General features: G+C 74.3%; 23 protein-coding genes. 10 read left to right on the top strand and 13 right to left on the bottom strand.

All coding sequences use genetic code 11. From position 1 onward, the window contains the following. Positions 1 to 230: 230 nt before the first annotated feature. On the top strand, positions 231 to 623 hold the full coding sequence (locus EUS26_RS12680; protein WP_130014193.1) for a hypothetical protein: 393 nt from the start codon (positions 231 to 233) through the stop codon (positions 621 to 623). Between the two features lie 62 nt (positions 624 to 685). Here the strand turns inward: EUS26_RS12680 and EUS26_RS12675 are convergent, their stop codons facing one another. The 3 genes from EUS26_RS12675 to EUS26_RS12665 all read right to left on the bottom strand — a co-directional run bounded on the left by EUS26_RS12675 (position 686) and on the right by EUS26_RS12665 (position 1,779). Beyond that, the gene (locus tag EUS26_RS12675; protein WP_130014192.1) at positions 686 to 916 is read right to left on the bottom strand and encodes a hypothetical protein; all 231 of its coding nucleotides are present in this window, start codon (positions 914 to 916) and stop codon (positions 686 to 688) included. 105 nt (positions 917 to 1,021) lie between these two features. Next, entirely contained in the window at positions 1,022 to 1,543 is a 522-nt protein-coding gene (locus EUS26_RS12670; RefSeq protein WP_238148972.1) for a metallophosphoesterase family protein, read from the bottom strand. Next, the gene (locus tag EUS26_RS12665) at positions 1,540 to 1,779 is read right to left on the bottom strand and encodes a hypothetical protein (RefSeq protein ID WP_130014191.1); all 240 of its coding nucleotides are present in this window, start codon (positions 1,777 to 1,779) and stop codon (positions 1,540 to 1,542) included. The genes EUS26_RS12670 and EUS26_RS12665 overlap by 4 nt, the downstream gene beginning before the upstream one ends. Positions 1,780 to 1,976: 197 nt before the next feature. Between EUS26_RS12665 and EUS26_RS12660 the strand changes: the two genes are divergently transcribed. Together EUS26_RS12660 and EUS26_RS12655 are read left to right on the top strand one after the other, a co-directional pair. Then, positions 1,977 to 2,555, top strand: a complete 579-nt coding sequence (locus EUS26_RS12660) for a hypothetical protein (protein ID WP_130014190.1) — start codon at positions 1,977 to 1,979, stop codon at positions 2,553 to 2,555. A gap of 57 nt (positions 2,556 to 2,612) precedes the next feature. Continuing rightward, entirely contained in the window at positions 2,613 to 3,968 is a 1,356-nt protein-coding gene (locus EUS26_RS12655) for a hypothetical protein (RefSeq protein WP_130014189.1), read from the top strand. Positions 3,969 to 4,000: 32 nt separating this feature from the next. On the opposite strand, the gene EUS26_RS12650 is transcribed toward EUS26_RS12655, so the two are convergent. The 3 genes from EUS26_RS12650 to EUS26_RS12640 form a co-directional block, all read right to left on the bottom strand. Continuing rightward, a complete protein-coding gene (locus EUS26_RS12650) occupies positions 4,001 to 4,291 on the bottom strand; it encodes a hypothetical protein (RefSeq protein WP_130014188.1) in 291 nt (96 codons plus the stop codon). Between the two features lie 595 nt (positions 4,292 to 4,886). Beyond that, positions 4,887 to 5,054, bottom strand: coding sequence for an antibiotic biosynthesis monooxygenase family protein (locus EUS26_RS17630; RefSeq protein WP_337590222.1), 168 nt, complete (start codon positions 5,052 to 5,054; stop codon positions 4,887 to 4,889). A gap of 67 nt (positions 5,055 to 5,121) precedes the next feature. Beyond that, positions 5,122 to 5,529, bottom strand: coding sequence for an OsmC family protein (locus EUS26_RS12640; protein ID WP_130014187.1), 408 nt, complete (start codon positions 5,527 to 5,529; stop codon positions 5,122 to 5,124). An 82-nt stretch (positions 5,530 to 5,611) separates the two neighbouring features. Between EUS26_RS12640 and EUS26_RS12635 the strand changes: the two genes are divergently transcribed. Beyond that, positions 5,612 to 6,850, top strand: a complete 1,239-nt coding sequence (locus EUS26_RS12635; protein WP_130014186.1) for a glycosyltransferase — start codon at positions 5,612 to 5,614, stop codon at positions 6,848 to 6,850. A gap of 85 nt (positions 6,851 to 6,935) precedes the next feature. On the opposite strand, the gene EUS26_RS12630 is transcribed toward EUS26_RS12635, so the two are convergent. After that, positions 6,936 to 8,156, bottom strand: a complete 1,221-nt coding sequence (locus EUS26_RS12630; protein ID WP_130014185.1) for a PQQ-dependent sugar dehydrogenase — start codon at positions 8,154 to 8,156, stop codon at positions 6,936 to 6,938. 109 nt (positions 8,157 to 8,265) lie between these two features. On the opposite strand from EUS26_RS12630, the gene deoD reads away from it, so the two are divergent. Further along, positions 8,266 to 8,985 (top strand): purine-nucleoside phosphorylase, encoded by a 720-nt coding sequence (gene deoD / locus EUS26_RS12625; RefSeq protein WP_130014184.1) that lies wholly within the window; start codon positions 8,266 to 8,268, stop codon positions 8,983 to 8,985. Between the two features lie 113 nt (positions 8,986 to 9,098). On the opposite strand, the gene EUS26_RS12620 is transcribed toward deoD, so the two are convergent. From EUS26_RS12620 to EUS26_RS12595, 6 genes are all read right to left on the bottom strand, one after another. After that, complete coding sequence (locus EUS26_RS12620; protein ID WP_130014183.1) at positions 9,099 to 10,127, bottom strand: alpha/beta fold hydrolase; 1,029 nt, start codon at positions 10,125 to 10,127, stop codon at positions 9,099 to 9,101. A 94-nt stretch (positions 10,128 to 10,221) separates the two neighbouring features. Then, complete coding sequence (locus EUS26_RS17365) at positions 10,222 to 11,055, bottom strand: NUDIX hydrolase (protein WP_238148971.1); 834 nt, start codon at positions 11,053 to 11,055, stop codon at positions 10,222 to 10,224. Between the two features lie 11 nt (positions 11,056 to 11,066). After that, positions 11,067 to 12,776 (bottom strand): phenylacetic acid degradation protein PaaN, encoded by a 1,710-nt coding sequence (gene paaN / locus EUS26_RS12610; protein WP_130014182.1) that lies wholly within the window; start codon positions 12,774 to 12,776, stop codon positions 11,067 to 11,069. A 213-nt stretch (positions 12,777 to 12,989) separates the two neighbouring features. Continuing rightward, complete coding sequence (locus EUS26_RS12605) at positions 12,990 to 13,871, bottom strand: hypothetical protein (protein ID WP_130014181.1); 882 nt, start codon at positions 13,869 to 13,871, stop codon at positions 12,990 to 12,992. A 383-nt stretch (positions 13,872 to 14,254) separates the two neighbouring features. Then, a complete protein-coding gene (locus tag EUS26_RS12600) occupies positions 14,255 to 15,052 on the bottom strand; it encodes a MerR family transcriptional regulator (protein WP_130014180.1) in 798 nt (265 codons plus the stop codon). Positions 15,053 to 15,113: 61 nt separating this feature from the next. Then, positions 15,114 to 15,737: a hypothetical protein gene (locus EUS26_RS12595; RefSeq protein ID WP_130014179.1), complete on the bottom strand. Its 624-nt coding sequence runs from the start codon at positions 15,735 to 15,737 to the stop codon at positions 15,114 to 15,116. Positions 15,738 to 15,870: 133 nt separating this feature from the next. Here EUS26_RS12595 and EUS26_RS12590 point away from each other — a divergent pair, with 133 nt between their 5' ends. From EUS26_RS12590 to EUS26_RS12570, 5 genes are all read left to right on the top strand, one after another. Further along, positions 15,871 to 17,241, top strand: coding sequence for a 3-hydroxyacyl-CoA dehydrogenase NAD-binding domain-containing protein (locus tag EUS26_RS12590; RefSeq protein WP_130014178.1), 1,371 nt, complete (start codon positions 15,871 to 15,873; stop codon positions 17,239 to 17,241). Between the two features lie 34 nt (positions 17,242 to 17,275). Further along, positions 17,276 to 17,722, top strand: a complete 447-nt coding sequence (gene paaI / locus EUS26_RS12585) for a hydroxyphenylacetyl-CoA thioesterase PaaI (RefSeq protein WP_238148970.1) — start codon at positions 17,276 to 17,278, stop codon at positions 17,720 to 17,722. A 112-nt stretch (positions 17,723 to 17,834) separates the two neighbouring features. Beyond that, on the top strand, positions 17,835 to 19,157 hold the full coding sequence (paaK, locus tag EUS26_RS12580) for a phenylacetate--CoA ligase PaaK (protein ID WP_202865139.1): 1,323 nt from the start codon (positions 17,835 to 17,837) through the stop codon (positions 19,155 to 19,157). Positions 19,158 to 19,219: 62 nt separating this feature from the next. Continuing rightward, positions 19,220 to 22,852 carry an FtsX-like permease family protein gene (locus tag EUS26_RS12575; RefSeq protein ID WP_130014177.1) on the top strand — a complete coding sequence of 1,211 codons (3,633 nt, stop codon included), beginning with the start codon at positions 19,220 to 19,222 and terminating at the stop codon, positions 22,850 to 22,852. Further along, complete coding sequence (locus EUS26_RS12570) at positions 22,849 to 25,653, top strand: FtsX-like permease family protein (RefSeq protein ID WP_130014176.1); 2,805 nt, start codon at positions 22,849 to 22,851, stop codon at positions 25,651 to 25,653. The genes EUS26_RS12575 and EUS26_RS12570 overlap by 4 nt, the downstream gene beginning before the upstream one ends. Positions 25,654 to 25,758 lie beyond the last annotated feature (105 nt).

Below are 25,758 nucleotides of genomic sequence, written 5' to 3'. Positions count from 1 at the left end.
GGACGACCTGGCGTCGACGTGATCAGTTCAGGCTGCGGTCCTTGACGCTGCCAGCGAGAGACATATGACGCGCTTCATGCTGAAACAGACAATAGGCCCCGGCCCGCGCTGCCGTGCAGACGGTCGACAACGCTGACGAGCCTCCCTAGGGTCACACTATGCGCCGCGCCGGGTCCATCGCCGTAGCAGTCCTTTTCGCGGGCGCCTGTGCTCCGGGAGACGAACCCGAAATGGTCGGCCGAACCGGCGTCACGTCCCTCGATGGCGACCTGATGGTCGTCTGGGACAGCTGCGGTGAGGACGACATCGCCACCGTCAGCATCCGGCAGGCCGAGGGCGACGGGGCCGCCGACCCTGACGCAGGCACCCTCGTCGGCGAGTGGGAGACGGGCCAGCGCAACCGCGAGGAGAAGGTGCTCGGCCCCTACGCCTCCGACGACCCACCAACTCTCGAGGAAGGCCGTGGCTACGTCGCGCTCGCCGAGCCCGCGGACTCCACCCAGCAGCTGTCCCCGGTGGAGTTCACCGTCGACGAGGTCGCTGATCTGAGCCGCGACGGGGTCCTCATCGGCGACCAAGACGACCGAGTCGTCGGGGACCTGCGGGACCTAGCGGACTGCTGACCACGGACGCGCCCGGCATACCTCTGCATCGACCCTCGTCGAGCACGACCACGTCGGGTCGGCTAGTGACCGCGCAGCCCGAAGCCGACGACCCACGAGATCACGAGCACCGACGTGAGGCTCAGAGCCACGACGCAGACGAAGACCGCCCTGAAGACCTGCGCCACCGAACCGTCGTCCCAGACCCAGGCTGCCGCACCCTGGCTGTCCGTCGTTCGGAGAGACCGGTAGGTCCACACCCCCATGCCCAGCATCAGCACCGGGACGACGACGAGGTAGAACACCTCCCCCACGACCCCTCCGATCCATCCATGACGACGGGCCCCGCGGCACGAACCCGTGGTGACGAGCGCCAGAGTAGTGCAGCCGGGGGGCAGGCTGGCGGACGAGCGAGTCCCTCACGTCCCTGACGACCGCCTCTCGATCTGGTGCAGCGTGACGTCGCTGAGCACGCCGTCCGCGACGGTGCAGGTCAGGTAGGTGCAGTACGGCTGTCGCCGCCGGTCGGTCGGTGACCCGGGGTTGAGCAGCCGCAGCCCCTCGTGCTCGGTGTCCCAGGGGATGTGGCTGTGCCCGAAGACCAGGACGTCCAGGTCCGGGTATGCCGCTCGCATCCGCTCCTCGCGACGCGCCTTCGCGCCGGTCTCGTGGACGACGCCCCACCGCACACCCTCCAGCTCGACCCGGGCCACCTCAGGAAGCCGACGCCGCAGCTCCGGCCCGTCGTTGTTGCCCCACACCGCGACGAGCCGGGCCGAGCGCTCCTCCAGCACGTCGAGCAGGTCCGGCTCGACCCAGTCTCCTGCGTGCACGACGACGTCGGCCGCCGCCACCTGCTCCCACACCTCGGCAGGCAGCTCCCTGGCCCGGTTGGGCACGTGGGTGTCGGCGAGGAGCAGGAGCCGCAGGCCCTGGCTCACTCCACCTCGGGGGTGCCGGTGCTGCCCTCGTCGTGGATGTCGTCGGCCATCTGGTCCAGCTCGTCGTCGTCGACCTGCACCTGCGCCTCGTCCATCCCCTCCTCCAGGTCCTCCCGGATCGTCTCGGGCTCGGCCCCCTCGTCCCAGCTCTCCACGCGCTTCACGACATACCCGGCCGCCTCCTGCCGGGCCTCGGACTCCTCGGGACCTGCGTTGCTGCTCTGCTGCTCGCTCATCCCGTCACGGTAGTAACTGCCCGCGTGACGCGCCTGCCGGGGCGGTCCGGCCGACGTGAGCTCGATCGGCTTGTGTCGTCGTGCAGAGCCGCCCGTTCGTGAGGTCGTACGGACAGATCCTGTGGGAGGGTGCGAGGACCATGACCCGGCCGAGGATGTCTTGCCTAGTGACCGCCCGCCGGCGGACGGTGGTCGGTGTGTCAGCGGCTGCACTGGTCCTCTCCGGGTGCGGGGTGTGGGCAGGCACGGCCGAACCTCCCACGGTGCAGCCAGGAGAGCTGGCGGCCGCGGACGGACGTCCTTGCCCGACGGACCTGCCCCTCGGGGAGGACCCTTCCGGGCTCGGCTTCGGCACAGAGCGCGCTGCAGCGCAGCTGCCGCACCTCCTCGAGCCGCAGGAGGCCTGGGTGTGCCAGTACGACTACGTCGACCCCACCGTCGACGCGGGCGTCACCGAGCGCGGGTGGCGGCTGACGGGGGACCCCCGGCCTGTCGCGGCGGAGGACCTGCCGGCCCTGCGTTCGGCGCTGGACAGCCTGGCCCTGGTCGACATGAACCAGGCCTGCACGTCGGACCTCGGCCCGCGCTGGATGGTCGCCTTCAGCCACGACGGCGACCTCACCGGCGTGGTCGTGGACGACTACGGCTGCAGGTCGGTCCGTCTCACCGACGACCCGCACGCCACGCCGCCCGGGGCCGACGACCAGGACGGCACGGTCGGCGGCGTCCTCGACGGTGGGAGCGCCGTTCTCGAGGCTGTGCAGCTCGGTCGCTGACGGTCTCCTCGCGCCGCCTGCCGCGTCGACGGCCTTCCACTGCCTATGCTGCACGGCATGGGTGGACGGGGAGGGGGTCGTGCCGCAGGTGTCGTGCTGGTGGCGGTCCTGGGGCTGACCGGGTGTGACGGGGGCGTCCTCAGCACCAAGGGTTCGTCGGCAGAGCCTGGGCCGAGCGGCGTATCGGAAGATGGGGATCTGGAGGTCAGCGACGAGCAGGTCGACGAGGCCCTGCTCGCGATGGACGACGCCCTCCAGTCCGGTGACGTCGAGGCATACCTGGCCTTCGTCGGTCCTGAGCTGCAGGATCAGCAGCGCGCCTGGTTCGACGGGGTGCGGACCGCGCCGCTGGAGATGCGCGAGCTGCGTCTGGACGGGGTGGTCTCCCGCACGCCGTCAGAGGGCACCGTGGCCCATGTGGGGCTGCGTCACCAGTTCACGGGCGCGGACCCCGTGCCGGTGCTGCAGCAGTACCGGTGGGTGTTCGCCGCGGCTGACGACGGGGCGCCCCTGCTCGTCGCGAGCGACGGGCGCAACGGCGAGTTCTTCGGGCACCCCCAGCTGTGGGACCTCGGCGAGGAGCTGGTCGTCCTCACGGGGCACAGCGTCCAGGTGCTCGCTCAGCAGTCACGTGCCGGGGATGCCGAGAGCCTCCTGGACCCTCTCGACCGCGCCGCGGAGGCGAGCCTGGCGACGCTGCCGCCGGTCGCAGAGGGCCGGGAGCGTCTCGTCGTGCAGATGGTCCCCGGCGAGACGGTCATCGAGCACGGGTGGTCGCAGAGCCCCGGGTCCGCGTCGATGCTGAAGGTCTCGCCGGACCCCCTGCCCCGCGAGCCCGGCCGGCTGACGGGGTTCCGGACCCCGGTGCAGAGCCACCTCTTCCTCGACCTCGACCTGGCCCTGGACGACCTGCAGGAGTACGGCCAGAGCCCGGGTGGCCAGACCGAGCTGCGCTACTTCGCCGCCTATGCCGGCCTGTGGGGTGAGGACCCGGACACCTGGCCGGAGGACTGGGTGCTGGAGGGTATGGCGTACTGGTGGAGCTCCGTGGACGACCCGGCCTACTCCGCCGGCTTCCTCAGCGAGGTCGGCGACCACTTCGCTGTCACGGGCCCCCCGACGGCGCTGCCCGCCCTGCCGCGGGACCCCGACGACCTGGACGGCTTCGAGAGCTACGTGCAGGAGTCGGTCGCCCTGGCCTACTACGTCGAGGAGACGTACGGACAGGAGGCGCTCATCGACCTGGCCGGGCGGTTGACCGACCTGGACCAGCGCCACGACGAGGACCAGATCGAGCAGGCCTACCGCGACACGATCGGGGTAGGCCGGGACGAGCTGCTGGACGGCTTCGCGCGGTGGACGCAGACCTCTCCTGCTCTCGACGTGGAAGCGCAGCAGTCTCTGTCGGGGTAAGGGTGGACAGCACGCGATGAGGGTCGGGGGTGCTACTCGGACAGGGAGATCCGTTGGCCAGCGTTGAAGCTCGCGACCTCTCCGTAGGCGTTCGTCGGGCAGTCGGCCAGCCTCTCGGCGAGGTCAGGCCCCAGGTCGGACAGGTAGGGATATCCGCCGCCCCCGCTCACCCGGTCACCCAGGGCGACGACACGGCCGTCCGACAGCCGGACGGCCCCCAGGTCGTCGTCCCACCTGGTGCCGTGCGGCCAGATGACCGGGAACTCGCCGACCATGAGACACCCCTCGGACAGCACCAAGGGCCCCTCGACCAGGGCCTCCATGCCACCACCGTCCCCGGCTTCACGATGCGCCACCACCGGGCCGGTCCCCATCCACTCAGCAGCGGCGTCGGTCTCCTCAGCCTCGCCACAGCCCGAGGCCGCAAATGTGAGGAGCCCGACGGCCATCAGGCCGGCCAGCGTCAGCGGTCTCATGGCTGGCGGGGCTTCGCAGGCATGATGGTCGGTCTTCTCTCGTTTTCCGGGCCGCCCCCCCGCGCGTCGAGCGGGACGGCCGGCAGCCGGACCTCGCTGCCGTCCCGCAGCGCGGCCACCAGCGACCAGGAGAGTCACGACGAGCTGCACCCACCGGCTCCGTGGCCCGCCCAGCATCCAGCGTTCTCGGTGCTCGTCCCGGCGGTGCGTCGGAGACATCAGCCGCTGCCACAGGCTCTGCCGTTCTGCGCTCACGACCACGTCACTCATCGGCGTCCTGATGGCCCGGTCCGAGACGTCATGGGGGTCAGTCCCGCAGCGGCGACCCGACGACGTCGAAGCGGAACCCGCCCATCTGGCCGGACAGCAGCGGGCGTGCCTCCTGGATGGCCGACTGCACGCTCTCCAGGCCCAACGAGGCCTGGTGCGCGTCGGCGGAGGCCTACAGCTCGACGACGAAGACGGTGTCCGGGTTGTCGTCGCTGACGCCGACCTCGTACATCAGGCAGCCGACCTGCTCGAGCTCGGGCGAACGGCGCACGAGGATCTCGACGAGCTCGTCCCGCTTGCCGGGGACCGCGTCGATCGTTCCGACGTTGGCGAAGGTCATGGGCCAGACGGTACCGGCGGATCGTCGAGTTGGGTGGGTGGAACGCTCTGCGGTGTCCGCGGTGACGTCAGGAGGCCTCGGCCGGTCCGTCGACCCTGGTCACCGTCGTGCCGTGGCGCAGCGCCCGCGGGATCTCCGCGACCTGCGTCACCCGCTCGAGGAGCGCGGCCTGGTCGGCGGCGGGGGCGGTCGAGTCGAGCTGCACGGCATACCTGACCCCGGTCGAGCGCCACTCCTCGTCGAAGCCGCCGTCGGCGGTGACGACGATGCCGTCCACCCTGGTGCCGAGGGCTTCGGCCTCGCGGTACGTGTCGTTGAGCACGCAGAGCGCCACCGACAGGTGCAGCAGCTGCGCCCCGTTGGTCGCCGGGCCCGCGACGACACCCTCGTCCGTCCACACGTGGGGCAGCACGACCCCCTCCGCAGCGCGCAGCGAGCCGGCCGTCGCACGAACCCCGAGGGGCGACAGGTCCACGGGGCGAATCTACTCCTGGGTCCTCGGCACCGGCGTGGAATGCGAGGGCAGCCTGCTGGCCCGCCCCTGCGAGGATGGGGGTATGCGGATCGCGATCCTGGCCGGGGGCAGCCGGGGTGACTACCAGCCGGTGCTCGCGGTGGGGCGGGAGCTGCGCTCGCGCGGGCACCAGGTGGGGGTCACGGCGTCCACCGACTACGCCCAGAGCATCCACGAGGCGGGGTTGGCCGTCGAGGAGGTCCGGGTCGACGCCATGCGGATCTACCGCGAGGGCACGGTCGCCCAGATCATGGCCGGCGCGGACATCGGTCAGCAGGTCGCGGCGCTGCGGCACCAGGCCGAGGCGATGGCCCCCGAGCTGGCGCGGGTGCTGCTCGACCTATGGCCCCGCTACGACGCGGTCGTCTCCACCGCGCTGACCTTCGGGTGGGCCGGGCAGCTCGCCGCCCGGGACCCGCGGCCCCACACCCTCATGCTCTTCGTCCCGGCGCTGCCCTCGACCTGGGGCGATGCCAGCATGTTCGCGTCCCGGCCCGGCCGGTCCGCACGCAACCTCGTCGACGGTCTGCGGGCGCTGCGCCCGGCCATGGCCATGGGCTCGCCGGTCTCCACCGCGCTGGCCGAGCACGGGGTGCCGCGCGCTTCTGGGGTGCGGGCGGCACGGCATACCCTCGGGGTGGAGACGTTCATCGCCCACACCCCGCAGCTCATCGCGCCGCGGCGGGTCAGCGGCCGGCGGATCGTGCTGACCGGCTACCCCTTCCACGACTCGCCGGCGGGCAGCGCGCTCGACGCGTCGATCGAGGACTTCCTGGCCGCGGGGGAGCCGCCGGTCTACGCCGGCTTCGGCAGCCAGAGCCTGCCCGAGACGCGCGAGGCGCTGCAGCACGCCGTCGAGGGCGCGCTCGCCGCGGGCCTGAGGGTCGTCGCCCTGCGCGGCACCGGGCTGGAGGAGAGGTATGACGACCGCGTCCTCTTCATCGACGGCGCGCCGCACGACCTCCTCTTCCCCCGCACGGCCGCGATCGTCCACCACGGGGGTGCGGGCACGACCGCCGAGGCGCTGCGCTCCGGGGTGCCTCAGGTCGTCGTGCCTTTCGCGCTGGACCAGCCGTTCTTCGGGCGCCGCGTGCACGAGGTGGGCGCAGGGGCGCAACCGGTCGCGGTGGGGCATACCTCGGTCGAGGCGCTGCGGCAGGCGTTCACCGCCGCCACCGGCTCCCAGCTGCAGCGCCAGGCCGCGGTGGTCGGCGCGCGCGTGCGGACCGAGCGGGGCGTCGAGCGCGCGGCCGACCGGATCGAGGCGGCCTTCGGGGTCTGACCGCGCGTCCGGTGTGGTCTGACGGCGCGTCCGGTGTGGTCTGACCGCGCGTCCGGTGTGGTCTGACCGCGCGTCCGGTGCGGCCCTAGCGCGCGTCCGGTGCGGGGGTGACGCGGAGGACCACGTCGCCCTCGCCGTTCGAGGTCGTCACCCAGAGCGCGCCGTCGTCGTCCAGGGTGAGCGAGCGCAGCCGGCCGTAGTCGCCCTCGAGCTCGGCCATCCGCGCCTCGCCGACCACCTGCTCGCCGTCGACCTGCAGCACCGTGACGCCCTCGTCCTTGAGCTCGGCCACCGCGAGCGCGCCCTCCCAGGCGCCCCACCCCTCGCCCTCGAGGAAGGCCGCGCCGCTGGTCGCGTGCGTCCGGTCGCCGGTGCTCCACGCCGGCTCGACCGCGTCGGGGAAGCGCTCGGTGTCGGTCATCGGCACCGACTCGTCGTAGCCCGGCCCCGGAGCCCACCCGTAGTTCGCCCCCGGCTCCAGCACGTTGACCTCGTCGTCGACCGACGAGCCGTGCTCCACCGACCAGATCGTCTGGCTGCCCGGCTGCGCGGCGAGCCCCTGCACGTTGCGGTGCCCGTAGGTGAGGATGCGCGGGTCGCCGTCGACGAAGGGCGCGTCCGGCAGCGGCTCCCCCTCGGGCGTCACCGCCAGCACCTTGCCGCCGAGGGAGTCCAGCGACTGCGGGTTGGCCTCGTCGGCCGCGTCGCCCGTGCCGACGTAGAGCGTGCCGTCCTCCAGCAGCAGCCGACACCCGCCGTGCCGCCCGGAGGTGATCGGCATGCCGTCCACGACGACGCCGTCCGCGCTCGCCCGGGTCGCGCCGTCGTCCAGCTGCCAGCGGGTGACCCGGACGTCCTGCGGCTGCCCGCCGGACTGCGTCGCGTGGCAGAGGTATGCCGTGTCGCCCTCCGGCGACAGCGCCATCCCCATCAGCCCGGACTCCGACCCGACGAAGAGGTCGGGGATGTCGATGGCCACCTCGCGGACCACGCCGTCGTCCAGCGCCAGCAGCCTGCCCCCGCGCTCGGTCACCAGGGCCGTGCCGTCGGGCAGCAGCTGCACGTCCCACGGCAGCGCGAGCCCCTCGGCGACGACCTCGACCTCCAACGCCGGGACGCCCTCGCCATCGACGTCGTCCCCGGACGAGCCGGCCTGCGCGGCTGACCCCTGCTCGGAACCACCCTGCCCGTCGTCCCCTGTCGGCGCATCCTCGTCGGCCCCGCCCGCGCACCCCGCCAGCACCAGCGCCAGCGACACCGCGGCGGCGAGCAGCGGACCACGGCCCCGGACAGCGTGTCGACCCATCCTTCGACGGTACCCGCGCGGGCCCGCCCCGGCCGGTCGAGCACCTGCGGCCTGGGAGCGGGTCGCCGGGCGCTGGGCGCGCCGGCGGGCACGGCATACCCTGAGGGGCGTGAGCACCCACATCGCCGCCGAGCCCGGCCAGATCGCCCCCCGTGTCCTGCTGCCCGGCGACCCGCTGCGCGCCCGCTGGATCGCCGAGAACTTCCTCGACGACGCCGTCTGCTACTCCGAGGTGCGCGGCATGCTCGGCTTCACCGGCACCTACCGCGGCGAGCGCGTGTCGGTCCAGGGCACCGGCATGGGCCAGCCGTCGGCGTCGATCTACGTCAACGAGCTGATCGACGAGTATGACGTGCAGCAGCTCGTCCGCGTCGGCTCCTGCGGGGCGCTCACCGAGCGGCTCGCGGTGCGCGACGTGGTCCTGGCGCAGGCGGCGGCGACGGACAGCTCGATGAACAGCCTGCGCTTCGGCGGCTACCACTACCCGGCGACGGCAGACTTCGGGCTGCTGCGGGCCGCGGTGGAGGCGGCCGAGGCGGCCGAGGCCCCGCACCTGGTGGGCACGGTCTTCTCCTCGGACAGCTTCTACCACTCCCGGCCAGAGCTCACCCAGAAGGTCGTGGAGTACGGCGTCGTGGCGGTCGAGATGGAGGCCGCCGAGATCTACACCCTCGCCGCGCAGCACGGCCGGCAGGCGCTGGCGGTGTGCACCGTCTCCGACCACATCGTCACCGGTGAGGAGACCAGCGCTCAGGAGCGCGAGCAGACCTTCGCCGACATGGTCACCATCGCCCTGGACGCCGCGCTGGCGACGCCGCTGCCCTCCTGACGAGGGGCATACCCCCGACCCCTAGCCGCCACGCTCTGGACACAGCTGCCCCCGCGTTCTGGACATCGGTTTCTGGGCGACGGGTCCCAGAAACCTATGTCCACACAGGCAGGTCAGCCCTGCAGGAAGGCCCGGACGTCCTGGGCGAAGCGCTCCGGGTGCTCCAGGTGGGGGCTGTGCCCGCAGTCCTCGTAGACCACCTCGGTGAACGCGCCCGCCCGCTCGAGCACCGCGCGCACCTGGCTCACCATCGGCTGCGTCGGGCAGACGTCCTCCCCCGGGTAGCCGGGCACCGCGCCGAGCTTGCCCAGCTGGGCGAGGTCGAACATCGAGGTGTCGGAGACGATCTGGTCGGCGTCGCCGCGGATCCACAGCACCGGTGGGGCGGGGTCGAGGTCGGCGAAGCCGGACTGGTCGAGGTACTTCGGGGACAGCGCGTTGTTCATCCCCGTCGTGCCGGGGGCCACGCCGGGCCAGTTCTCGCTGGTCGTCGTGTCGCCGGGGTAGACGTCGTCGCCGACGGAGGTCTGCAGCATCGCGTCCAGGTATGCCTCCTCCACGTCGGGCGCGAAGGTGAACCCGGGCTTGACGTAGAACGTGCGCAGCGTGGTCCGCGGGCTCGTCGGCTCCTCGCCGCGGTCCCCCGCCTGGAGCGCCTCGCAGAAGGCCGGGTTGGCGGTGCCGCCGCCGCTGCCGGCGAAGTCGTCGGCCACCGGGCGGCCGTCCAGCCCGGTGCTGCCGCCGAAGCCGAACGGGCTGCCCGGGGCCTCCAGCACGAGGCGGCGCACCCGGTGCGGGTGGTCCATCGCCAGCTGCAGCGCGACGTTGCCGCCGGCGGACCAGCCGAGCACGTCCACGGCGCCCTCGACGCCCAGGGTGTCGAGCAGCGCCGCGACGTCGTCGGAGAGGTCGGCCATCCCGCGGGTGGCGTCGATGGTCGCCCGCGCGGAGTCGCCATACCCCCGGTAGTCGGGCGCGATCACCCGGAAGTCGGCGGAGAGGTCCTCGATGAGCCGGTCGAAGAAGGCCGAGGACGAGACGTTGCCGTGGATGAGCAGCAGGGTCGGCGCGGCGGGGTCGCCCGCCTCGCGGACGGCGGTGGTGGTGCGGGCGGTCTGCACGGGACGCGCGGCGGTGGTCATGCGCGCATCCTGCCAGCCACCGGCCGCGACCGCACCCCTCAGATGGGAGACCGTCGTCGGGCCGCGTCGTCCTGACGCCGACCCGCGCGCCTGCTCAGACGGGCAGCCCGTCCTCCAGCTCGCCCGGGCCGTCGGCGAGCACCGAGTGCAGGTGCCGCGCGACGTAGGGCGCGACGTGCTGGTCGACGTCCTGCGGCCGCACCCAGTGGACCGCCCGGAGCTCGCTGCGCTGCAGCTGCGCGCGCTCCGCGAGGTCCGGGTGCGTGCCCAGGTCGTGCACGAGCAGCAGCGCGTCGTCCCACTGCTTGTAGGGCGGCAGCCAGTTGACCGTGAGCAGGTCGCCGACGGGCAGGTCCACGCCCAGCTCCTCGCGCAGCTCGCGCTGGATGGTGTGCCGCGGCGACTCGTGGGGGTCGACGACCCCGCCGGGCAGGTCCCAGTCGGTCTTGTAGGTCAGCTCGCAGAGCAGGACCCGGCCCTGGTCGTCGCGGATGAGGCCCTGCGCGATGAGCCTCTTGCGCGGCAGCGTGGCGTTGAGCATGCCGAGGAAGGCCCCCGGCTCGCCCGGCGCCGGGTCGTCGACGAGGCGCGCCAGGCGCAGCAGGTCGACCGGCACGCCGCTGCCGTTCGTGCCCCGCCCGCGGCTCACACCCTCGGGGCGCAGGCCCGCTCGCTGCAGGGTGCGCCGGGTGTCGACGTCGTCGGCCCGGACCTCCGCCTCCACCCGGTGCCGCCCGGCGGCGAACGCCTGCTCGACCAGGGCCAGCAGCGCGAGGACGGCCTCGTCGGGGTCCCGGCCGCGCAGCCCCGACAGGCCGGCGAGCATGACCACGCCGTCGGTGACGGCGCGCAGGCGGACCGCGGCCGGCTCGACCTCGACGCCCCCGTCGACGGACGGTGACGCGGAGGGGCGGTCGGCGGTCGGCATACCCTCAGGCCTCAGACGTGGCGCCGGCTGGTGATGACGCGGAACCGGTTGGAGACGAAGGCGGCGTCCGAGTAGGCGGCGTTGGCCGCCGGGTTGGCGCCGGTGCCGTGCAGGTCCGAGAACGCGGCCGTCTGGTTGACGAAGACCTGGCCCGTGAGGTTCTCCGAGAGCGCCACCCCGGCGTCGGCCGCGGCCTCGCGCGCGTCGTCCAGGACCTGCTCGTCGGTGGAGTAGACCGCTGCCGTCATCCCGCCGTGCTCGCTGACGGTCTGCGCGAAGCGGCCCAGCGACTCGCCCGTGTCCGCGGTGCGCACGACGAAGGCGACCGGGCCGAAGCACTCGTTGGTGTATGCCGCCTCGTTGCCGGCGTCGACCCCGATGAGGGCGGGGGTGCGCACGACGGCGTCGGGGTAGCTCGGGTGGGTGACCGCGCGGGAGTCCAGGACGACGTCGCCGCCGAGCTGCTCGGCCAGGGCCGGGATGTCGGTGACCCGGCCGCGGACCTCGTCGTTGACCGTCGCGCCGAGGATCTCGACCGCCTTGGCGTCGTCACCGTTGAACCGGCTGATCGCCTCGCCGAGGCGGCCGGCGAACTCCTCGGCGCTCAGCTCGCCCTCGTCGGTGCGCACCGTCGGAGGGACGTAGACGTTCTGCGGGGCGGTGCACATCTGGCCGGAGTAGAGCGAGAAGGAGAAGGCGAGGTTGCCGAGCATGCCGCGCAGGTCGTCGGTGGAGTCGACGACGACCGTGTTGAGGCCGGCCTTCTCGGTGTAGACGAGCTTGCCGGCGCCGGCCGCCTCGGTCTCCAGCCAGTGGCCGAAGCCGGGCCCGCCGGTGTAGTCGATGATCTTCACCGCGGGGTGCAGGGCGAGGTCCTTGGCCAGGGTGCCGCCGTCGTCCTCGGCGGCCAGCTGGACCAGGGCCGGGTCGAAGCCGGCCTCGGCGAGCACCTCGCGGGCGATCTGCACGGTGAGCGCGAGGGGCAGGATCGCCTGCGGGTGCGGCTTGACGACCACCGGGTTGCCGGTGGCCAGCGAGGCGAAGATGCCGGGATAGGCGTTCCACGTGGGGAAGGTGTTGCAGCCGATGACGAGACCCACGCCGCGGGGGACGACGCGATAGTCCTTCTGCATGCGGATGGGCTCGCCCTTGGCCGGCTTCTCCCAGGTCACCGACGCCGGGACCCGCTCCTGCTCCTCCAGCGCCACGACGACCGCCTCGAGCGCGCGGTCCTGGGCGTGCGGGCCGCCGGCCTGGAAGGACATGACGAACGGCTGGCCGGAGGTGTGCATGACCGCGTGCGCCATCTCGTGCGAGCGCGCGTTGATCCGCTCGATGACCTCGGTGAGCACGGCCGCGCGGACCTGCGCGCCGGCGTCCCGCCAGGCGGGCACTGCCTGCTGGGCCGCCTCCATCGCGGCATCGACGTCGAGCTCGGGGTAGCGCACGCCCAGCGTCGGGCCGTACGGGCTCCTCTCCGAGCCGACGCTGCGGCCGGTCGTGGGCTGCTCCGCGAGGCCCTCGAAGTCCTTGTTGAGCGCCTCCTGGTGGGCGAGCTGACCGCGCTCCGGCGCGTCCTCGCCATACACCCGGGGGCTCGGGGACTCGGGGTAGCGGCTGAAGTAGCTGCGCTCGCGCCACGCCCGGGTGGCGGCCTCCAGGGTCTCGCGGTGGGTGTCGAGCAGCGGGTGCGCGGAAGACGTCGTCGCGGTCTCAGCCATGATCCTCAGCGTAACGACGAGGACGACGCGGTCGCACGGCGGCGTGGCAGCAAGGTCGCGGGGCTGCCATGCGGTGGGTTGCCACCGTCCCCGCGTCGTCCGGAAGGTGGGCCGGGCGCGACTGGGTCGCCCGACAGGTGGGCTGACGAGACCGGCTCGCTCGGCAGGCGGGCGGACGGAGGCTTGCTGCAGGTCAGGTGACCCGACCACAGCTCACGCCGCCCATCCTCCACCTCGGAGTGCGGCGTCGATCTGATCGAGGAAGACCTCGGGCTGCAGACGCCAGCCCAGGACCGGGATCTGCAGGCTGACGACACCCCGATCCGCCACCGCGACCGCGTTGCCGCGCACCGCGTCGTCCACCCCGTTGAGGCCCCACAGGTGATGGGCGCCCTGGACCTCCGCGTGCACGTCGTAGTCGTCCCAGAACAGGTCGAGATAGACCGTGCCCCCGGAGATCGACCGCACCTGCTGCCGCGAGGGCTCAGGCAGCCCGCGCCGACGACAGGCCCGCACGACGTCGAGCTCGTTGATGGAGTGAGCGCCGTCGCAGACGTCACGGATCACCGTGTCGAGCAGCGCCCGCCGCCTCGAGCGCCTGGTCTGCGACCAGCGCTCCAGCACGGAGCCAGGAGCGACCAGGCGCTGCTGCACCGTCATGGCGACCAGGGTGGTAGCGGCGCGGTCGGACGTGGCCCACTCCGCCGCGCGGATCACGGCCACCTGGGCTCTCGTGCGGCGTAGCCCGACGGGGATGACAAGGCCGATGTCTCTCAGGTGGTGGTGACGCACGCCCGGCACGTCGGTGACCGTGGCGTTGCGGGGCATCGACACGTGGACGAGCGGCTCCTCCCAGTGCGCGAGCCCGGCAGCGATCAGGGCGCTCGGGCCGTCAAGGAATCCCCGTGGGCCGGACTCCCACACCGCGCGCCACAGCAGCCCCTCGCCCTGAGGCTGCTCGGTGCCGACGCAGATCGTGTGCCGGCCCGCGTCGTGCCACACCCCGCGGTCCACCTCGGCACGGATGTCGTGGTCGGTGAGGCCGGCGGCGAGCAGGTCCGCTCGCCGGACGACCCCGGCATACCTGCGGGCCAACTGTCTCCCCACCCCCTGGCGCCACGCCCGCCGCTGCGCAGCGACGGACCTCTTCTGTCCTCTCACGCGTCCCCTCCGTGCCCTCGCGCCCTCGTGGGTCACCCTCTCCGTGCCCTCGAAGCAGCAGGCGCTCACGCCAGCCGGCCGTCCCCGGGCAGCTCCCAGCCTGGCACCCCATCCGCTGGCCATCGCCGCGCTGTCCACAGCCGAAGAAGGTCCCGTGGACGTCGGCACCCTGCCCGACTCCCACGGGACGCTTTTCCAGCGCGCCGGACCCCAAAGCCCCGATGGTCGCCACGAGCACCGGCCCCGACCTCCGGGCGGTGAGCGAGGGAGGGCGCGCCGTCGCTTTCCCGCAGTGGATAGCGGGAGCGCGCGGCTGCTCAGGCGACCGGCTGCTGCAGGTCCACCGACCAGCCGGCGCCCGCACCGTCGAAGGGCGTGACGTCGTACACCTCCCGGCTCGTGCCCGTCGGCGTGAGGCCGCGCACCTCCATCTCGGCGACGAGCCCTTGCCACGCCTGCTGGATGCCGGACAGGTCCCGGCCGGTGTAGCGCACGGTGAGCGCCCGCGGGGCCGGCGGGACGGTGGCGGCCTCGAGGCCCTCGGGTGTGGGCGCGTCACCGATCTGCTCCGCGGCGGCGGCGACCATGCCGTCGCCGTCCAGGGTGTAGGTGGCGACGCCGGGCCCGCTGCGGGGCAGCGCCCCGACCGCCTCGTTGACCCGCTGGAACATGCCGCTGATCTCCTCCTCGATCTGCGCCATCTCCTCGATGTGCACGGACAGCTGCACGAGGCTGAGCCCGGGCAGCGACGTCTCGACGTAGTCGGACATGGGGTTCTCCTTCTCGATCGATCGGAGCCTCGCCTCGATGGCCGCGAGCCGCTGCTCGTCGGCCGCGATCTGCCCGCGGAGCTCGTCGCGGCGGGCGCGCATCAGCGCGACGACCTCGACCTCGCTCAGCCGGCCGTCCAGCAGCACCCCGACCTGCTCGAGGGTGAACCCGAGCTCCTTGAGGCCGACGAGCTGGTTGGCGCGGCCCAGCTGGGCGGCGGCGTACGAGCGGTAGCCGGTGAACGCGTCGACCCGCTGCGGGCGCAGCAGCCCCAGCCGGTCGTAGTGGCGCAGCATCCGCACCGAGACCCCGGCCAGACGGGCGAACTCTCCGATACTCAACATGACAACCCCACTCCAGAGCCTGACACCGTGTCAGGGTCAAGCCCTCCGTCTCAGCCCTGCCTCAGCGGCCGAGCAGCCGGTCGAGGAGACCTCTGCGTCGGCCCGTCCGGCCCGACGGCGCCGCGCGCCCCACCCGAGGCTCCGGACGGCCCGGCGCCGGGGGCGCGGTCTGCCTGAGCCCGCCGCCGTCATCGTCCTGGCCCGGACCGCCCGTGGCCAGCACCTGCCAGTCCTCCCGAGCGAACACGTCCCAGACGTCCACCCCCGTGACCTCGGCAGCGAGCCCCAGGGTGGTGTCCTCGGTCAGCCGCTCGACCCCGGCCTCCGCGGGCAGCGCGGCCCCCTCGTCCACCACCCGCTCGCCGGAGGAGTCGACCACATGCCGACGGGTGCCGTCCGGATCGCAACGGGCGAAGGAGAAGGTGTCGCTGGTGCCGCCGAGCATGGCCGCCACCACCTGTCGGTCGAGTCCCCGGGCGATCATCTCGTCCTCGAAGCCGATGAGCAGCTCCGGCCCGACCAGCAGGAGCCAGTCGCCGGAGGCCCGGGCCACGACGAGATCACGGTCCGCCGAGACCGACGCCACGTCCGCGCTCGTCCGCTCCCCGGTCGGGACCAGCCCGATCGCGGCGAGGTCCTGGATCGCGGCACCACGGACATACACCAACCCCATGTCGAGTCCCATGCCGCCCGAGTATGTCAGCGCACGTCCCGGGAGTCGGCTGTCTCCCCGCCCACCGGTGACCTCTCGACGAGACCTCGCGGCGCACGGCCGCCTGCGTCGGTCCTCGTCCGCAGCCCGCAGGAGGGCTGGCACCATGGGTGCCGTGATCGACGTCGACGCACCCGAGCCGCACCGCGACAGCGCCGCCCCGTCGGCCGAGGGCACCGCCGCCCCACCGGCCGAGGGCACCGCCGCCCCACCGGCCGACTCCACGGCCGCGCCGGCCGACTCCGCCTCACCGCACCCTCTCCTCGACCCGCCCGACCAGGTCGCGGTCGCCGTCGTCGGCGCGGGGGCGATGGGCGCCGGCATCGCGCAGGTCGCGGCCCAGGCCGGGCACCCGGTGGTCCTCGTGGACGCCCAGCCCGGCGCGGCCGAGGCCGCGGTGGACCGGCTGGGCCGGACCTTCGACCGGCTCGTGGCCAAGGGCAAGGTCACCGAGGACGACGCCCGGGCCACCCTGGGCCGGGTCACCCCGCACACGACGTCGGACATGACGACCGTGCCCGGCGTCCGCCTCGTCATCGAGGCGGTCGTCGAGCACCTCGACGTCAAGCGGGCGATCTTCCGGCAGCTGGAGAGCGCCCAGGACCCGCGCACCGTGCTGGCCAGCAACACCTCCTCGCTGTCCATCGACGACATCGTCGGGCGGGCGACCACCGGCCACGACGCGGCGATGCACGGCGGCACGTCGCCCGCCCTGACCCACCCCGGGCGGGTCGTGGGGCTGCACTTCTTCAACCCGCCACCGCTGATGAGGCTGGTCGAGGTCATCACCGGGCGCGCCTCGGACGCCGCAGTCCTCGACGCCGCGTCCGAGCTGATGCGCCGGTGGGGCAAGGTGCCGGTCCGCTGCACCTCCACCCCCGGCTTCATCGTCAACCGGGTCGCCCGCCCGTTCTACGGCGAGGCGCAGCGCATGGTGGAGGAGGGCGTCGCCGACCCGGCCACCATCGACCTGGCGCTGCGGGACGCCGGCTTCCGCATGGGCCCGTTCGAGCTCACCGACCTCATCGGCCAGGACGTCAACTTCGCCGTCGGCGAGTCCGTCTGGCGGCAGACGGGCGAGGACCCGCGCTACGAGCCCACCGACTGGCAGCGCCGGCTGGTGCGCGAGGGCCGGCTGGGGCGCAAGAGCGGGCAGGGCGTCTTCACGTATGCCGACGGCGCGGCGGTCGACGCCGAGCCCGACGCGCGGCGCGCGTCCGAGCTCGTCGGCGGGCCGCTGCGCACCGACCCGGTCGCCCGGACCCTGGCCATGCTCGTCAACGAGGGTGTCGACCTCGTCCACCGCGGCGAGGCGACCGCCGAGGACGTCGACACCGCGATGACGCTGGGCACCAACTACCCGTGCGGGCCGCACCAGTGGCTCGACCAGATCGGCGCCGAGACCGTGCGGGCCCAGCTCGTCGAGCTGGACCGGCTCTACCCCGGTGGCCGCTACCGACCGAGCGAGGCGCTGTGAGCCCCGCCCGCACCCTCACCGAGGGCTGTGCCTCGTGACGGCCCCTGACCTCACCCACGTCCGGCGCATGTGGGAGCAGGACAAGGCGTCGGCGGCGCTCGGCATCGAGCTGCTGGACCTCGACGTGGAGACGACGGGCTCCGGGCGGCGCCTGGGCCGCGCCCGCACCCGGATGACCGTCACCGACGTCATGGTCAACGGTCACGCCATCGCCCACGGCGGCTACGTCTTCGCCCTCGCCGACTCCACCTTCGCGCTGGCCTGCAACGCCACCGGGCGCACCACGGTCGCCGCCAGCTGCGACATCACCTATCTCCTCCCCTCCCACCTCGGCGACGTCCTCGTCGCCACGGCCGTCGAGCGCGTCACCTACGGCCGCAGCGGCATCACGGACGTCACGGTATGCCGCGCCACCGACAACGCCGTCGTCGCCGAGTTCCGCGGGCACTCCCGCGCGGTGCGCCCTCAGCCGGGGCGCTGACCGCCGCGCCGGGCGGCATACGGACCACCACGAGCGACGGTCCGTCGCGCGAGAGACGTCCACCGGCGACGCCCGGTGGGAGCGGGTCGCAGCGACGGCATACCCTGCCGTCATGGCGTCGCCGCAGCTGCCCGAGATCGCACCCCGACCCGACCTGCACGACGAGGCGGAGACCTGGTCGGTCGACCAGCTCCGCGCGACCCAGCTGACCCGGCTGCAGGAGTGCGTCCGGCGTGCCTACGACGGGGTGCCGCACTACCGCCGGCGGCTCGACGAGCGCGGTGTGCACCCCGACGACATCCGCAGCCTCGACGACGTGCGCCTGCTCCCCTTCACCACCAAGGCCGACCTGCGGGAGAACTACCCGTTCGGGATGTTCGCGGTGCCCCGCGAGCGCTGCGTCCGGGTGCACGCCAGCTCGGGCACCACCGGCCGCCCGACCGTCGTGGGCTACACCCAGGGCGACATCGACACCTGGGCCGGCCTCGTCGCCCGGTCGCTGCGCGCGGCCGGCACCCGCCCGGGCGACCTCGTCCACGTCGCCTACGGCTACGGCCTGTTCACCGGCGGACTGGGCGCCCACTACGGCGCCGAGCGGCTGGGCTGCACCGTCGTCCCGATGAGCGGCGGGCAGACCGAGAAGCAGCTGCAGCTCATCGAGGACTTCGGGCCCCGCGTCATCATGGTCACGCCGTCCTACTTCCTCGCCCTCGTCGACGCGATGACCGAGCGCGGCGTCGACCCGGCCAGCACCTCGCTGGAGGTCGGCGTCTTCGGGGCCGAGCCGTGGACGGAGGCCATGCGCGCCGAGATCGAGCAGCGCTGCGGCATGCACGCGACCGACATCTTCGGGCTCTCCGAGATGATGGGGCCCGGCGTCGCGCAGGAGTGCGTCGAGACCAAGGACGGGCTCACGCTGTGGGAGGACCACTTCTACCCCGAGATCGTCGACCCGCTGACCGACGAGCCCGTCCCGGACGGCGAGGAGGGCGAGCTCGTCCTCACCGCGATGACCCGTGAGGCGATGCCGGTGCTGCGCTACCGCACGCGCGACCTCACCCGGCTGCTCCCCGGCACCGCCCGGCCCGGTATGCGGCGGCTCGCCAAGATCACCGGCCGCAGCGACGACCTCATGATCGTCCGCGGGGTCAACGTCTTCCCCACGCAGATCGAGGAGCTGGTGCTCGCGCTGCCCGGGCTGACGCCGCACTTCCAGTGCGTCCTGTCCCGACCAGGACGGATGGACCAGCTCACCATCAACGTGGAGGGCGAGCCGGGGCTGGGCAGCGAGGAGCGTGAGCGCCTGGGCCGCGAGCTCGCGGCCCAGGTGAAGTCGCGCATCGGCACCAGCGCGCAGGTGGTCGTGCTCGCCGAGGGCGGGGTCGAGCGCTCGGTCGGCAAGGCGCGCCGCATCGTGGACCAGCGTCAGGGCTGACCCCCGGCCGACATGACGGCCGGTGTAGGTCGTCCTCGCGTGGCCGCCTAGGGTCCACGGGTATGACGTGGGCGAGCTTCGCGAGGGCGCGGGCACGGTCCTCCCTGGGGCTGGTGCTCACGCTGCTCGCGCTCGTGACCGTCACGACGGCGATCATCGCGGGGACGGTCGGCTACTCCGCCGCCGCGGCCAGCACCGCCGCCCGCGGCGCGCTGACCGAGGGCGAGCCCACCGAGACCGGGGTGCAGGTGCAGACCCGGCTCGCCGAGAACCCGGGGCGCCAGGACGAGCAGGCGCGGCGCACCATCACGCAGGCCTTCGCCCCTGCCCCGGTCACCGTCGGCCGGCTCGTGGTGACCGAGCCACGCCCGGCCGCCGTCGACGGCGCGGAGGTGGACGGCGAGCTCGTGCTCGTCGGCGGCCCGGAGCTGGCGCCGGGTGAGGCACCCGGCGACCTGGTCACGGTCCTGGAGGGGACCTGGCCCGTGGGGGACGAGGGTGGCGGCGAGGACGCCGCGGCGCCGGGCGCCCTGCACGTCGGGGCCGCGCGGGCGCTGGACGTGTCGGTCGGCGACACCCTCACCGTGGACGACCGCACCGTCGAGGTCACCGCGCTCTGGCAGCCGGTCGACCCCGCCGACGCCTTCTGGTTCGGCGACGAGCTGGTCCGCGCCGGGGCGGCCGACGACGGGGCCGTCCTCGGTCCGCTCGTGGTGGACGAGGCGCTGGCGCAGCAGCTGGGGTCGCCCTTCGTGCGCTGGCCGGTGCGGCCCGACGTCGACCGCATCACCCCCGACGACCTCGGCGTCCTCGCGACCGGCGCCGCGAGCCTGCGCTCGGACCTGCGGGACGCCGACGGGGTGGCCGTCCGGGGGGTGCAGGTCGAGGGCGACCTCGCCCCCACCGCCGGCCAGGCGTCGACCAACCTCGCCACCGCCCGGGCCCTGGGGGTCATCCCGCTGTCGGTGCTCGTGCTCGTCACCGGGCTCGCGGTCACCCAGCTGGCCCGGCTGCTGGCCGCCACCCGGGAGCCGCAGGCCCAGCTGCTCGTCGCGCGCGGGGCCTCCCGCCGGCAGGTCCTGCTGACCGGTCTGGTCGAGTCGGTGCTCGTCGCGGTGCTCGGCGCCGTGCTCGGCACCCTCACCGCCTGGGCGGCGATGCAGGTCGTGCCCGGTGGCGAGGGGCTGCTGGGGCGGCTCGTCGTCGCCGCCCTCCTGACGCTGGGCGGCATCACCCTGACCCTGTGGCTCATCGCGGCGCTGCAGGCGCGTCGCCTCTCCGGCGGCGCGGCGGTGGCCGACCGGTCCGGTCGGGTCCGGGCCGCGACCACGGTCGCCGCCGTCACCCTCGTCCTCGGCGCGGCCGCGCTCAGCTGGTGGCAGCTGCGCCGCGCGGGGTCTCCGCTCACCCGCACCGCGGACGGCTCCCTGGGCACCGACCTGGTGGCCGGGGCCGCCCCGGCGCTGCTCCTCGCCGCCAGCGCCGTGCTCGCCACCGCCCTCCTGGGCCCGCTCACCCGGCTGCTCGAGCTGGGCACCCGGCCCGCCCGGGCCGCCGCGCAGCACCTCGCGGCCGCGCAGGTCAGCCGCCGGCTCCAGGTGTATGCCGTGCCCGTCGTCCTCGTCGTGCTCGCCGCGGGCGCGACCACCCTGGCGGCGCTCTTCTCCGGCACGAGCGCGCAGCTGCGGGACGACCTCGCGGCCGTGCGGGAGGGCGCGCCGCTGCGGGCCGACCTGGTCCGCCCGCCCGCCACCGTCGCACCGGGCGTCGTGCCCGAGCCGCCCCCGGACCTCTCCGCGCTGCCGGAGGTCGACGCGGCAGCCCTCGTCTGGTCCGACCCGGACGCCCGCATCGGCGACGTCGACGTGCCCCTCACCCTGGCCCCCACCGGCACCGCCGGTGGCGGGCTCGGCGCGGTCTCGAACGTGCCCCAGGGCATACCGGGTGGTCTGGTGCCTACCGGGCTGGACCGGGCGGTGGGCGTCGACGGGGAGCCCCTGGCCGACTCGGCCGTCACCGTGCCCGAGGACGCCGACGAGATCACCGCCGAGCTCGTCGTCGAGCGGGGGACGGACGCGTGGGAGCTGGCCCGGCTCGAGCAGCTCCCGGACACGCAGGAGAGCCTCGTCCAGGGCCTGGCCGCCGTCGGCTGGGACCCGGCGCAGACCGAGGCGGCCGGGGGGTCCTTCATCTACGCCCTCGACGACTCCCGGGCCGCGATCCGCCAGACGCTCGACAGCGAGGTGGCCGCCGCCGCGGTGCCGGTCGAGCTCCGCGTGACGCTGCTGGTCGAGGATGTCGCCACCGGCCTGACGTCGTCCGTCACCTCCGAGGCGGTCCGGGCCGACGGCCCGCAGCTGTCCTACGACCCGCAGGCGCTGGGCGGCTGGACCTCCACCCCCGCCCGGACGACCGCCGACCTGCGTTTCGCGCTCCCCGAGGGGCGCGGGCACCGGATCCGCTCGGTGACCGTCAGCACGCCGGGGACGGCCGAGGACGTGCCGCCCGACCTCTTCTCCGGCTACAGCTCGACCACCCTCGACCTCGACCTCGGACTGACCGCCGGGGGTGAGGAGCTGCTCACGGGGACGGACGCGTGGGGCAGCTCGTCCGCGGCGAGCCGTGACCAGGTCGCCCCGCTGCTCGAGGAGGCCGCGGCGGTCGAGGACCCGTCCTTCGAGACGACGATCGAGGTCGTGGAGCGCTCCCGGGGCACGGGCCTGCCGTTCATCGACCCCGAGGTGACCACCGACGAGGTCGACGTCCCGCCCTGGGTGGACACCACCGCCGCCACCTGGCACCTGCAGGTCCCAGACCTGCGGCAGGACCCGCTCGAGGTCGCCGTGGCACCGGACGTGACCTACCGCGCCGCCCCGGTGCTCGGGCAGGACGCCGGGACGACCACCCCCGAGGACGATCCACCGGCCGCCACCGTCCCCTTGGCGCTGACCCGGCAGGCCGCCGACGCGGCCGACCTGGGCGTCGGCGACCCGGTGGCCCTGCGCCTCGTCGGCACCACCGTGCCGGCGGTGGTCGCCCAGGTCGTGCCCGCACTCCCCGGCCAGCAGGGCGAGACCGCCGCCCTCGCGGACTCCCGGGTCGCGACCCGCGTCCTCGCCGAGAAGCAGCGCAGCCTCACCTGGCCGGACGAGGTCTGGGCCGCCCCCTCCGCCGGGGCTGAGCCCGCCGTCGAGGCCCTCGCCGCCCGCGAGGACCTGCGCGCCGTCACCGGGCCGGGGACGGTCCCGGTGACGGACGCGACGAGCGCGGCCCGCCTGGTCTTCTGGGTCGCCTCGGCCGGCGCGGTCCTGCTGGCGCTGACCGGGGTCGCGGCCGTGGCGGCCACCCTGCTCTCCGCACGCCGCGCGGAGGTCGCGGTGCTCCGCGCGCTGGGGATGCCGCCCGCCGCCCAGGCGCGCTCGCGCGCCCTCGAGCTGGCCGGGGTGGTGCTGGTCGCGGCGGTCTTCGGCCTGGTCGCCGGCTGGCTCGTGGGCGGGGCGGTGGTGCCGGAGCTGGCCTCGTCGACCACGGCCCCCGGCCGGCTCCGGCTCCCCGCGGCGCTCCGGCTGGAGGCGCTGCCGTGGGCGGTGCTGCTGGCCGTCACCCTGGTCAGCGCCGGTGTCCTCACGCTCCTGGTCGCGCGGCGCGTCCGGGCTCAGGCCCTGGACCGCGGCTACCGGGAGGAGATCCGGTGAGCCCGCGGCACCGCATACCCCGGGCCCCGGGCGCGGGCCGGCTGGCCCGGCGCCAGTTCGCCGCCGACCCCTGGGTGTCGGTCGGCCTGGCCCTCCTCATCGGCCTGGTGGCCCTGCTGCTCACGGCGGCGCCGCGCGGCCTCGTCGACGTGCAGGGCCGACAGCTCGAGCAGGAGATCGGCGCCCTGTCCGCGGCGCAGCGCGACCTGCGCGGCGACTGGCAGCGCACCGTCTTCTTCGGCAGCGCCGAGGACCTGACCGGCGACCCCGGCGCCGACGGGTGGGCGCCCCTGGTCGAGGGTGCGGAGCGGGTCCGGAGCGAGCAGCCCGCACCGCTGCGCGACGTGCTGGGCCCGCCGCAGTTCCTGGCCCGGCTGCAGTCGGAGGTGCCCTTCACCCCGGACATCGAGTCCGGCTACTACACCGCGACCCTCAGCCTCGCCGTCGACCCCGACCTGCGCGAGCACGTGGAGCTCGTCGAGGGTGACTGGCCCGAGCTGGTCGTCGGGCCGTCACCGCTGGTGGGAGCGGGAGAGCCGGCGGACGATCCGCCGCCTCCGGACGGACCGCAGGAGCCCGAGGACGCCCCGGAGGTGCCGGTCGTGCTCCTCGAGGAGACGGCGCAGGAGCTGCACCTCGGGGTGGGCGACACGGTGCCGCAGACCGACCTCGTCGTCAGCGGCACCTACGTCCCCCGCGACCCCGACGACCCCCGGTGGCAGCACGTCGACAACGCCGCGGTCATGGGCACGCTCTACGACCCCAACCGGGGCGAGGCCGCGTTCCTCACCGGCTTCCTCTCCCCGGACAACCGCGGCAGCACCGGTCCGCCGGCCACCGTCGCGATGCGCGTCTGGTACCCCGTCGACCCCTCCGCGATCACCGGCACCACCGGCCAGGTCGAGGCGCTGACCGCGCAGGTCAACGGCTTCCTGGCGGCCCAGCACCCGCTCGCCACGGCCGACCAGCTGGGCGATGCGCGGGCCGCCCAGCTCCCCCTCTTCACCACCGACCTCACCGAGGCCCTCGACCGCATCGCCGGCCAGCAGCGGGCGACCAGCTCGATGCTGGCGGTCGTGGCGGCCGGCCCACTCGGGGTCGCCCTGGCCGTCGCGGCGCTGGGCGCCCGGCTCGTGGTGCAGCGGCGTCAGCAGAGCCTGGCGATGACCCTCGCCCGGGGCGCCTCCCCGGCCCAGCTGCGCCGGCTCATCGCCGCCGAGGGTGTGCTGCTCGGGGTGCCGGCCGCCGCGCTCGGGCACCTCGCCGCGATGCTGCTCGTGCCCGGGCCGACCCCCTGGTGGCAGTGGGTGGTCTCGGGGGTGGTCGCGCTCGTCCCGTCGCTCGCGCTGGCCGTCTCGGTCGACGACGCCTCGCTGCTGACGCGGCGCCAGGACCTCGCCAGTCGCAGCCGGAGCCGGTGGCGCTGGGTGGTGGAGATCGCCGTCGTCGCGCTGGCCGGGGTCGCGACCTGGCGGCTGCTGGGGCGCGGGGCGCGCGGGGACGATGCTGCCGCGACGGGCATCGACCTGCTGGCCGCGGCCACCCCGGTGCTGCTCGCGCTCGCCGCGTGCCTCCTCACCCTGCGCCTCTACCCCCTCCCCCTGGCCGCGCTGACGAGGGTGCTGCGCGGCCGGCCCTCGCTCACCCCGTTCCTGGGGTCGGCCCGCGCCCTGCGCGACCCGGCCGGTGGCCTCGTCCCGACCCTGGCCGTCGTCCTCGGCACCGCCGTCGCGCTCGTCAGCGCGGTGCTGCTGTCGACCGTGACCCGGGGCGCCCAGGTCGCCGCATGGCAGGAGAACGGCGCCCCGGTGCGGCTCACCGGTCCCGTCCTCACCGACGAGCTGCGCGCCGAGATCGGGGCCGTCCCCGGGGTCGGGGCCGTCGGGGGCGTCGCCGACAGCGGCGCGACCCAGGACCTGGTCGTCGACGGTGAACGGGAGGCCGTCCGCGTCTGGGTGGTCGAGCCGCAGGTGGAGCAGGTGTATGCCTCCTCCGACCTCGTCGACGGCCCGCCGTCCGCGTTCTGGTCGGGCGACGGCATACCTGGGGTGATGACGCTGCGCTCGGCGGACGACGTGGTCCCCGACGCCGCGACCGAGGTCGCCGTCTCGGGCCTCGGGCAGGTCGAGGTGCTCGGCCACCTCGACGAGGTCCCGGGCGTGCGGGTCACCGGAGCCGGGGTGCTCGTCGACGGGGACCGGTGGGTCGCGGCCGGGGGGAGCTTGCCCAGCGTGTCGACGACGCTCATCGGGGTCGAGGACGGCGCCGACCCGGAGGCGGTCGCCGAGGCGGTCCGGGAGGTCGTCGGCACCGGTGGCGTGGTGACGACGGTGTCGTCCCGGCTGGAGACCTTCACCGAGGCACCGGTGACGACCGGGCTGCGGCAGCTGTTCGTCGGGGCGACCGCGGTCTCCGCGCTGCTGACCGTCCTGGCGGTGGTCGTGGTGCAGCTCACGGGGTCCGGCGCGCGGACTCGGCTGCTCGCGACCCTGCGCACCCTCGGGCTGGCCCCGGGGCAGACCCGGGCGCTCACGGCCTGGGAGCTCGCCCCGCTGCTGGTGACCTCGCTCGTCGTCGGGTCGCTGCTCGGGCTCGCCGTGCCGTGGGTGCTGCTGCGCGGCCTCGACCTCACCGGGCTGACCGGCGGCACCGCCCAGCCCGCCCTCCACCTCGACCTGCCGCTGCTGGCCGCCGTGCTCGGCGCGGTGGTCCTGACCGTCCTGACCGCCGTCACCACCAGCGCCTGGCTCGCCGGGCGCACCAACCTCGCGCAGGCCCTGCGCGTCGGGGAGGACCGATGAGCACGACCCCTCAGACCCACGACGACCGCGCGCCGGAGGATCGCGACGCCCCCACGACGGGGGACGACGACGCCACGCCCGCGACGGCGTCCGACCGTCCCGCGC

The organism is Serinicoccus sediminis (assembly GCF_004153545.1).
In the GTDB taxonomy this organism is placed as follows: Bacteria; Actinomycetota; Actinomycetes; order Actinomycetales; family Dermatophilaceae; genus Ornithinicoccus; species Ornithinicoccus sediminis_A.
Note: the sequence above shows the minus strand (reverse complement) of the source record. Positions and strands in the feature narration are given on the sequence as shown.

Bases quoted from the DNA above. Each gene is read 5' to 3' on its own strand.
- EUS26_RS12680 (WP_130014193.1), top strand. From the start codon at position 231: ATGGTCGGCCGAACCGGCGTCACGTCCCTCGATGGCGACCTGATGGTC.
- EUS26_RS12665 (WP_130014191.1), bottom strand. From the start codon at position 1,779: ATGAGCGAGCAGCAGAGCAGCAACGCAGGTCCCGAGGAGTCCGAGGCC.
- EUS26_RS12655 (WP_130014189.1), top strand. From the start codon at position 2,613: ATGGGTGGACGGGGAGGGGGTCGTGCCGCAGGTGTCGTGCTGGTGGCG.
- EUS26_RS12650 (WP_130014188.1), bottom strand. From the start codon at position 4,291: ATGGAGGCCCTGGTCGAGGGGCCCTTGGTGCTGTCCGAGGGGTGTCTC.
- EUS26_RS17630 (WP_337590222.1), bottom strand. From the start codon at position 5,054: ATGACCTTCGCCAACGTCGGAACGATCGACGCGGTCCCCGGCAAGCGG.
- EUS26_RS12635 (WP_130014186.1), top strand. From the start codon at position 5,612: ATGCGGATCGCGATCCTGGCCGGGGGCAGCCGGGGTGACTACCAGCCG.
- EUS26_RS12630 (WP_130014185.1), bottom strand. From the start codon at position 8,156: ATGGGTCGACACGCTGTCCGGGGCCGTGGTCCGCTGCTCGCCGCCGCG.
- EUS26_RS12620 (WP_130014183.1), bottom strand. From the start codon at position 10,127: ATGACCACCGCCGCGCGTCCCGTGCAGACCGCCCGCACCACCACCGCC.
- EUS26_RS17365 (WP_238148971.1), bottom strand. From the start codon at position 11,055: ATGCCGACCGCCGACCGCCCCTCCGCGTCACCGTCCGTCGACGGGGGC.
- paaN (WP_130014182.1), bottom strand. From the start codon at position 12,776: ATGGCTGAGACCGCGACGACGTCTTCCGCGCACCCGCTGCTCGACACC.
- EUS26_RS12600 (WP_130014180.1), bottom strand. From the start codon at position 15,052: ATGTTGAGTATCGGAGAGTTCGCCCGTCTGGCCGGGGTCTCGGTGCGG.
- EUS26_RS12595 (WP_130014179.1), bottom strand. From the start codon at position 15,737: ATGGGACTCGACATGGGGTTGGTGTATGTCCGTGGTGCCGCGATCCAG.
- EUS26_RS12590 (WP_130014178.1), top strand. From the start codon at position 15,871: ATGGGTGCCGTGATCGACGTCGACGCACCCGAGCCGCACCGCGACAGC.
- paaK (WP_202865139.1), top strand. From the start codon at position 17,835: ATGGCGTCGCCGCAGCTGCCCGAGATCGCACCCCGACCCGACCTGCAC.
- EUS26_RS12575 (WP_130014177.1), top strand. From the start codon at position 19,220: ATGACGTGGGCGAGCTTCGCGAGGGCGCGGGCACGGTCCTCCCTGGGG.